The sequence below is a fragment of the Kitasatospora sp. NPDC127067 genome (assembly GCF_042724755.1).
GTDB classification, from domain to species: Bacteria; Actinomycetota; Actinomycetes; order Streptomycetales; family Streptomycetaceae; genus Kitasatospora; species Kitasatospora lactacystinica.
In genome coordinates this window covers 1-9246 of sequence record NZ_JBHXEM010000211.1, presented here as the reverse complement: position 1 = coordinate 9246, position 9246 = coordinate 1, and the positions used below count along the sequence as shown (strand labels likewise).

The following is a 9246-nucleotide window of genomic DNA, read 5'->3' as shown; positions in this document are numbered from 1 at the left end:
CTGGTGCGCAGCGCGCGGGCCGTGCCCCCCGGGCGCTTCGTCCTGAACGTCGCGGCCGGGACCGGCGAGCCGGCGGACCCCCTGCCTGCGGCGCTCGCCACCGGGGTACCCGAGCTGGCGTTGCGGACCGGCCCGCCGCTGCTGCCGCGGCTGGTCCGCGGCGGACGGCCGGACGGCACGCTGTCCCTGCCGGACGGCGCTCCCTGGCGGCTCACCACCGACGGCCGGGGCTCCGTGGAGGACATCGCGGCGGAGCCCGCGCCCGCGGACCTCGCCCCGCTGGGCAAGGGCGAGGTACGGATCGCGGTGCGCGCCGCCGGGCTGAACTTCCACGACGTCATCGCCGCGCTCGGCCTGGACCCCGACCCCGAACAGCAGGGCCTGGGCAGCGAGGGCGCCGGAACCGTCATCGAGGTCGGCCCGGGTGTCGACGACCTGGTGCCCGGGGACCGGGTGATGGGGATCTTCGGGGGCGCGTTCGGCCCGACCGCCGTCGCCGACCGCCGCACCGTCGCCCGGATACCGGCGGGCTGGTCCTTCGCCCGCGCCGCATCCGTGCCGGTGGTGTTCCTCACCGCCTACTACGGTCTGTTCGATCTCGGCGGACTGCGGCGCGGCGAATCGGTCCTGGTCCACGCCGCGGCCGGCGGTGTCGGCATGGCGGCGGTACAGCTCGCCCGGCACGCCGGTGCGCGGGTGTTCGCGACCGCCTCCCCCGCCAAGTGGGACGTCCTGAAGGCCGGCGGACTGGACACCGAGCACATCGCCTCGACCCGTACCACCGACTTCGCCGAGAAGTTCCTGACGGCCACCGGCGGGCGGGGCGTCGACGTCGTACTCGACAGCCTGGCGCGGGAGTTCGTCGACGCCGGTCTGCGGCTGCTGCCGAACGGCGGCCGCTTCGTGGAGATGGGCAAGACCGACGTCCGCGACCCCGGGACGGTCGCCCGGCAGCACCCCGGGGTGCGCTACCGGGCGTTCGACCTGATGGAGGCCGGTCCGGAGCGGATCGGCGAGATGCTCGCCGACATCCTGGACCTGTTCGAGCAGGGGGTGCTGCGTCCCCTGCCCGTCACCGGCTGGGACGTCCGGCAGGCCCCGGCCGCCCTGCGCTCGCTCAGCCAGGCCCGGGGCGTCGGCAAGAACGTCCTGCTGCTGCCCGCTGCACCGGACCCCGAAGGGACCGTCCTGGTCACGGGGGCCACCGGCACCCTGGGACGGCTCCTGGCCCGGCACCTGGTCGTCGCGCACGGCGCCCGGCACCTGCTGCTGGCGGGCCGCCGGGGCGGATCCGCCGACGGAATGCCGGAGCTGGAGCGGGAACTGACCGGGCTCGGAGCCTCGGTGACCGTCGCCGCCTGCGACGTCGCCGACCGCGCCGCGCTCACCGCCCTGCTCGGGTCGGTGCCTGCCGCGCACCCGCTCACCGCCGTCGTCCACGCGGCCGGTGTTCTGGACGACGCCACGATCGCCGGGCTGACGCCGGACCGGCTCGACCGCGTCCTGCGGCCCAAGGCGGACGCGGCGCTGGCCCTGCACGAACTCACCCGGGACCTCGACCTCGCGGCGCTGGTCCTGTTCTCCTCGGGCGCCGCCCAGTTCGGCGCGGCCGGGCAGGCGAACTACGCCGCCGCCAACGCGGTCCTCGACGCCCTCGCCGCCGAACGACGGGCCGAGGGGCTGCCCGGCCTGTCCATCGGCTGGGGCCTGTGGGAGGAGCGCAGCGGGATGACCGCCGCGGTCACCGCGGGCCGGAGCGCCGGGGCGGGCGCGCTGACCTCGGCGGAGGGCCTCGCCCTGTTCGACGCGGCGCTGGACTCCCCGTACGCCTACCGGCTCGCGGCCAGGATCGCCCCGTCCGTGCTGCGGGCGGACGACCGGCTGCCCGCCGTGCTCCGCGGCCTGGCCCGCCCCGCCCGTACGGCCGCCGCCTCCGCCGCGGCACCGGCCCGCTCGATGGCGCAGCAGCTCGCCGAGCTGCCCGAGGCCGAGCTGCACCGGACCCTGCTCGACCTGGTGCGCGGCAACGCGGCGGCGGTGCTCGGCCACAGTTCGCCGAACCTGATCCGCCCGGCCCGCCCGTTCAAGGAGGTCGGCTTCGACTCCCTCACCGGGGTCGAACTGCGCAACCGGCTGGTGTCCTCGACCGGGCTGCGGCTGCCGGCCGCGCTGGTCTTCGACCACCCCACCCCGGAGGCACTGGCACGCCACCTCGCCGAGCGGGTCACCGCCGCCCGCCCGACCGGCGACGCGGCGGTCCGGGCCGGGCTCGACACCCTGGAGACCCTGCTCGACGCCCTGCCGCCGGACGGCGTCAGCGACGAACTCGCCGCCCGGATACGGGAAGTGCTGTCCCGCCCGCTGCCCGGCCGGACAACGGCCACCACCGCCCGCCCCACGGGCGACGTGGACGACCTGGCCCCCGACCTGATCGAGGCGGCCAGCGACGACGAGATGTTCGACTACATCGACCGGCAGCTGGGATCCGCATGACCAGGGCACCGTTCCGCGCACCCTGCGCGTCCCGCGCAGTCCGAGACGAGACCCGAGCAGCCCGAGACGAAAGCAGCGGTGTCCAGTGAGCGACCAGAGGATGCGTGACTACCTCAACCGGGTGACCATCGACCTTCGGGACACCCGGCAGCGGCTCCGGGAGGCCGAGGCCCGCACGAGCGAGCCGATCGCGATCGTGGCGATGAGCTGCCGCTTCCCCGGCGGTGTCCGCACCCCCGAGGACCTGTGGGAACTGCTCGCCGAAGGCCGCGACACCGTCGCGCCCGTCCCCGGCGACCGGGGCTGGGAGACCGCCTGGCCGTCCGGCGGTACCGTCCCCGGGCGGGGGGCGTTCCTGGACGGCGCGGCGGACTTCGACCCGGAGTTCTTCGGTATCTCGCCCCGCGAGGCGGTCGCGATGGACCCGCAGCAGCGGCTTCTGCTGATGGCGTCCTGGGAGGCCGTCGAGCAGGCCGGCATCGACCCGCTCACCCTGCGGGGCAGCCGTACCGGGGTGTTCGCCGCAGCCATCGACCAGGGGTACGCGACGCTGGGCTCCGGCGCCGCCGAAGCCGTCCAGGGGTTCCTGATGACGGGGAACTCGATGAGCGTGATGTCCGGGCGGGTGTCCTACGCGCTCGGCCTCGAAGGCCCCGCCGTCACCGTGGACACCGCCTGTTCGGCCTCGCTGGTGGCGCTGCACCTCGCGGCGCGCGCCCTGCGGGCCGGGGAGTGCTCGCTCGCCCTCGCCGGCGGGGTCAGCGTGATGGCGCTGCCGGCGGTGTTCGTCGAGTTCAGCCGGCAGGGCGCGATGTCCGCCGACGGCCGCTGCAAGCCGTTCGCGGCGGCCGCGGACGGCACCGGCTGGGGCGAGGGCGTGGGGATGCTGCTGCTGGAGCGGCTGTCGGACGCGCGCCGCAACGGCCACCCGGTGCTGGCCGTGCTGCGCGGTTCGGCGATCAACCAGGACGGTGCCAGCAACGGCCTGACCGCCCCCAACGGCCCCTCCCAGCAGCGGGTGATCCGGGCGGCGCTCGCGGATGCGGGCCTGACGGCGTCCGACGTGGACGCGGTGGAGGCGCACGGCACCGGCACCACTCTCGGCGACCCGATCGAGGCCGACGCGCTGCTGGCCACCTACGGCCAGGACCGGCCCGCCGACCGACCGCTGTGGCTGGGGTCGCTGAAGTCCAACATCGGGCACACCCAGGCCGCTGCCGGGGTCGCCGGGGTCATCAAGACGGTTCTCGCGCTGCGGCACGGCGTCCTGCCGCGCACCCTGCACGTGGACGCGCCCACCCCGCACGCCGACTGGTCCTCGGGCGCCGTCGAACTCCTCACCGAGGCCCGCGACTGGCCCGCCGTCGACCGGCCGCGCCGGGCCGGGGTGTCCTCGTTCGGCATGAGCGGCACCAATGCGCACGTCGTCCTCGAACAGGCGCCGGAGCCGGAACCGGCCGACGGGCCGGAAGCCGTGACCGACGGGCCGGAAGCCGTGACCGACGGGCCGGACACCGCCGCCGGGCCGGGCGCGCCCGGGGCCGTGCTGCCCTGGGTGCTGTCCGGCCGCACCGCGTCCGCGCTCGGGGACCAGGCGGCCCGGCTGCGCGCCCGGCTCGCCACGGACGCGCCCGCACGGGCGGCCGACATCGGGTTCTCGCTGGCGACCACCCGGTCCGCCTTCGAACACCGGGCCGTGGTGATCGGCGACGGGCGCCCCGCACTGCTGGACGGCCTCGCCGCCCTGTCCGGACCGGGCACGGACCTCCCCACCGGCCCGGCCCCGGCTCCCGCCCCGGCCACGCCCGCCGACGTCGTCGCGGGCACCGGCCGGGTCGTCGAGGGCCGGACGGCCCTGGTGTTCCCCGGCCAGGGCTCCCAGTGGGCCGGCATGGCACGGGACCTGCTCGCCACCAGCCCCGCCTTCCGGGACCGCCTCGCCGCCTGCGACGCCGCCCTCTCCGCCCATGTCGACTGGCGGCTCCCCGCCGTCCTGGAGGGCGCGCCCGGGGCACCCTCCCTGGAACGGGTGGACGTGGTGCAGCCGGTGTTGTGGGCGGTGATGGTGTCACTGGCCGCGCACTGGGAGTCCTGGGGCGTCCGGCCCGACGCCGTGGTCGGGCACTCCCAGGGCGAGATCGCCGCCGCCGTGGTGGCGGGAGCGCTGAGCCTGGAGGACGGGGCGAAGGTCGTCGCCCTGCGCAGCCGGGCCATCCGGGCGCTGGCCGGATTCGGCGGCATGGTCGCGGTGTCCCTGCCCGAGGACCGGGTCCGCGCCGAGATCGCCCCCTGGGCCGAGAAGCTGTCGGTGGCCGCCGTCAACGGGCCCGCCGCCGTGGTGGTCTCGGGGGAGACCCGGGCCCTGGCCGAACTGCTCGCCGACTGCGCCGCGCAGGGCGTACGGGCCCGGTCCGTACCCGTGGACTACGCCTCGCACTCGGCCCAGGTCGAAGGGATCAGGTCCGAGGTGCTGGCCGCGCTGGCCGGCGTACGCCCGCTCCCGGCCCGGATCCCGCTGTTCTCCACCGTCACCGGCGACCGGCTCGACACCACGGTCATGGACGCCGACTACTGGTACCGCAACCTCCGCGGGACCGTCCGCTTCGATGCCGCCGTCCGCTCCCTGATCGAACAGGGCCACGAGGTCTTCGTCGAGGTGTCGCCGCACCCGGTGCTGACCATGGCCCTCCAGGACACCGCCGAGGCCACCGGCGCCGAGGAGCCGCCCGTGGTCGTCGGCACCCTGCGCCGCGACGACGGCGGACCGCGCCGGGCCCTGCGCTCGGCCGCCGAACTGTGGGTGGCCGGCGCGGCCGTCGACTGGTCCGCGGTGTACGCCGGCACCGGCGCCCGCCCGACCGCCCTGCCCGGATACCCCTTCCAGCTGCGGCGCTACTGGCTGGAGCCGGAGGCGGCGCCCGGCACCGGACCGGCCGCCGCCGACCCGCACGACACGGCCTTCTGGCACATGGTCGACCACGACGCCCCGGCCGAGATCGCCGCCCACCTCGCCGTCGACGAGGACGCCCTCGCCCCCGTCCTGCCCGCCCTGCGAGGCTGGCGCAAACAGCGGCGCGACGAGAGCGTCATCGACTCCTGGCGCTACCGCATCGGCTGGCAGCCCCTGCCCGACCCGCCGGCCGCCACCCCCGCCGCCGGCACCTGGCTCGTCGTCCTGCCCGCCGGACACGACGACGACGCACGGGTACGCGGCCCGCTGCTCGCCCTCACCGAAGCGGGCGCCACCGTCGTCACGGCCGAACTCACCGCCGACGCCGTCCGCCGTACGGACCTCGCGGACACGCTCGCCACCGCTCTCGGCGACCGCGTCCCGACGGGCGTGCTGTCGCTGCTGGCCGTCGCCGACCGGCCCCACCCCGACCACCCGGCCCTGCCCACCGGGACGGCACTCACCGTCGCCCTGGTGCAGGCCCTGGGCGACCTCGCCCTCACCGCACCCCTGTGGTGCGCCACCGCCGGGGCCGTGTCCACGGGCCCGGACGACCCGGTCACCCACCCCCGCCAGGCACTGGTCTGGGGCACCGGACTGGTGGCCGCGCTGGAACTGTCCGCCCGCTGGGGCGGACTCATCGACCTGCCGCCGAACCTCGACGCCCGCGCCAGGACCCGCCTCGCCGCCGCACTGACGGCCCCCGGCACCGGTCCGGACGGCCTCGGCCGCGAGGACCAGCTCGCCCTGCGCCCCACCGGCCTGCTGGCCCGCCGCCTCCGGCGCGCCCCCCGGAACGACAGCCGTACGAAGCACTGGAAGCCCCGCGGCACCGTCCTGCTGACCGGCGGCACCGGAGCCGTCGGCCCGCACCTCGCCCGCTGGCTGGCCCGCAGCGGCGCCACCCACCTCGTCCTGCCCGGCCGCCGAGGCCCCCAGGCACCCGGCGCGGCCGAACTCGCCGCGGAACTGGCCGCCCTCGGCGTACGACTGACCCTGCCCGTCTGCGACCTGGCGGACCGTCGGGCCGTGGCGGAACTGCTCACCGGCCTGGACACGGCGGGCGACCCGGTCACCGCGGTCGTCCACGCGGCCGCGTTCGTCGCGCTCGCCCCCCTGGACGGCACACCGATGTCCGCGTTCGAACAGATCGTGGCCGCCAAGGCCGCCGGCGCCGAACACCTCGACGCCCTGCTCGACCGCGAACTCGACGCCTTCGTCCTGTTCTCCTCGATCGCCGGAGTCTGGGGCAGCGGCGACCACGGCGCCTACGCCGCGGCCAACGCCTACCTCGACGCCCTGGCCCAGCACCGCCGGGCCCGCGGCCTCACCGCCACCACCGTCGACTGGGGCATCTGGCAGGCCGAGAACCCCTTCCAGGACCGCATCGCCGGAGAGGACGCCGACCTGTTCAAACTGGAGCAGCACGGCCTGCCCCGGATCGCCCCCGACCTCGCGGTCCACGCCCTGCAACAGGCACTCGACGACGACGAGACCGTACTCGCCGTCGCCGACGTCGACTGGGAGCAGTTCGCCGCCGTCTTCACCTCCACCCGCCGCAGCCCGCTGCTCACCGGCATCCCCGAAGCCCGCCGTGCCCTGGAGGCCGCGACCGGTGACACGGAGGCACCCGCCGCCGCACTGCTGCGCCAACGGCTCGCCGCCCTCGCCGAATCCGAACAGCACCGCCTGCTGCTCGACCTGGTCCGCACCCACGCGGCAGCCGTCCTCGGCCATCCCTCGGTGGACGCGATCCGGCCCGGCACGGCGTTCCAGGACATGGGCTTCGCCTCCCTCACCGCAGTCGAACTCCGCAACCGGCTCAACACCGCCACCGGGCTGCGGCTGCCGTCCACGCTGATCTTCGACCACCCGTCGTCCACCGCGCTCGCCCGGGAGATCCGCGCCGAACTGCTCGGCCGGCAGGCCGCCGCCCCGGACCCCGCCGCCCCGGACGCCGCCGCGCACCCGCCCGCGCCCGACGACGAGCCGATCGCGATCGTGTCCATGGCCTGCCGCTTCCCCGGCGGGATCGGCACCCCCGAAGACCTGTGGCGCCTGCTCGCCGACGGCGGCGACGCCGTCTCGGACTTCCCCACCGACCGCGGCTGGGACATCGAAGCCCTCTACGACCCCGACCCCGACCGCCCCGGCACCTCGACCACCCGGCGGGGCGGCTTCCTGCACGACGCCGCCGACTTCGACGCGGAGTTCTTCGGCATCTCGCCGCGCGAGGCCCTGGCCATGGACCCCCAGCAGCGGCTGCTCCTGGAAACCACCTGGGAGGCGATCGAACGGGCCGCCATCGACCCGGCCGCCCTGCGCGGCAGCCGCACCGGAGTGTTCACCGGCGTCAACTACGCCGACTACGCGGCCGTCGTCGCCCAGTCGGAGGAAGGAGACGGCCACCTGCTCACCGGCAGCGCACCCAGCGTCGTATCCGGCCGGGTCGCCTACACCCTGGGCCTCGAAGGCCCCGCCGTGACCATCGACACGGCCTGCTCCTCCTCACTCGTCGCCATGCACTACGCCGGCCGGGCCCTGCGCGGCGGCGACTGCTCCCTCGCCCTGGTCGGCGGCGTCGCCCTGATGGCGACCCCCGGCGCCCTGATCAGCTTCTCCCGGCAACGGGGACTCGCCGAGGACGGCCGCTGCAAGGCCTTCTCGGACGACGCGGACGGCATGGGCATGGGCGAAGGCGTCGGCGTCCTGCTGCTGGAGCGGCTGTCGGACGCCCGCCGCAACGGACACCCGGTACTGGCGGTGGTACGCGGCTCCGCCGTCAACCAGGACGGCGCCAGCAACGGACTCTCCGCCCCCAACGGTCCGTCGCAGCAGCGGGTGATCCGGGCGGCGCTCGCGGACGCGGGCCTGACGGCGTCCGAGGTGGACGTGGTGGAGGCGCACGGCACCGGTACCACCCTCGGCGACCCGATCGAGGCGCAGGCCCTGCTGGCCACCTACGGCCAGGACCGGCCCGCCGGACGGCCCCTGCTGGTCGGCTCCCTCAAGTCCAACCTCGGCCACGCCCAGGCGGCATCGGGTGTGGCAGGGGTCATCAAGACGGTGCTGTCCATGCAGCACGGGCAGGTGCCCCGCACCCTGCACGTCGGCAGGCCCTCCGGCCACGTCGACTGGACGCGCGGAGCGCTGGCCCTCGCGACCGAGCAGCAGCCCTGGCCGTCCCACGGCCGCCCCTTCCGGGCCGGAGTGTCCTCCTTCGGCCTGAGCGGCACCAACGTCCACACCATCCTCGAACACACCCCCCTGGAGGACGACGGCCCGCCGGCCGAGCGCACCCCCCTGCCGGCGGTGCCCTGGCTGCTGTCGGCGAAGAGCCCGCAGGCACTGCGCCTCCAGGCCGACCGGCTGCGCCGCCACCTGGACGGCAACCCCGGGGTCGACCCGCGCGACATCGGATCCGCCCTGCACACGCGCACCGCCTTCGAGTTCCGGAAGGCACTGGTCGGGGACCGGGACCAACTCCACACCCTGCTGGGCCGGATGGCCGACGACGACTCGGGAGCGTGGGACGGCGGTCGCCCGGTCGACGGCCGTTCGGTGCTGGTGTTCCCGGGTCAGGGTTCGCAGTGGGTGGGGATGGCTGCGGAGCTGTTGGCCGAATCGGAGGTGTTCGCGGAACGGATGGCGGAGTGCGGGCGGGCGCTGGCGCCTTACGTGGACTGGTCGTTGGCGGAGGCGCTGGGCTCGGAGCGGTTGCTCGCCCGGGTCGATGTGGTGCAGCCGGTGCTGTGGTCGGTGATGGTGTCGCTGGCGGAGGTGTGGCGTTCGTTCGGTGTGGT

Annotated in this window: 2 protein-coding genes; both read left to right on the top strand. The window is 75.8% G+C overall.

The genetic code is table 11. From position 1 onward, the window contains the following. A partial coding sequence (locus tag ACFWJ4_RS39725; RefSeq protein ID WP_380553847.1) for an SDR family NAD(P)-dependent oxidoreductase occupies nt 1-2493 on the top strand: 2493 nt, incomplete at its 5' end. A gap of 100 nt (nt 2494-2593) precedes the next feature. Beyond that, a partial coding sequence (locus ACFWJ4_RS39720; RefSeq protein ID WP_380553850.1) for a type I polyketide synthase occupies nt 2594-9246 on the top strand: 6653 nt, incomplete at its 3' end.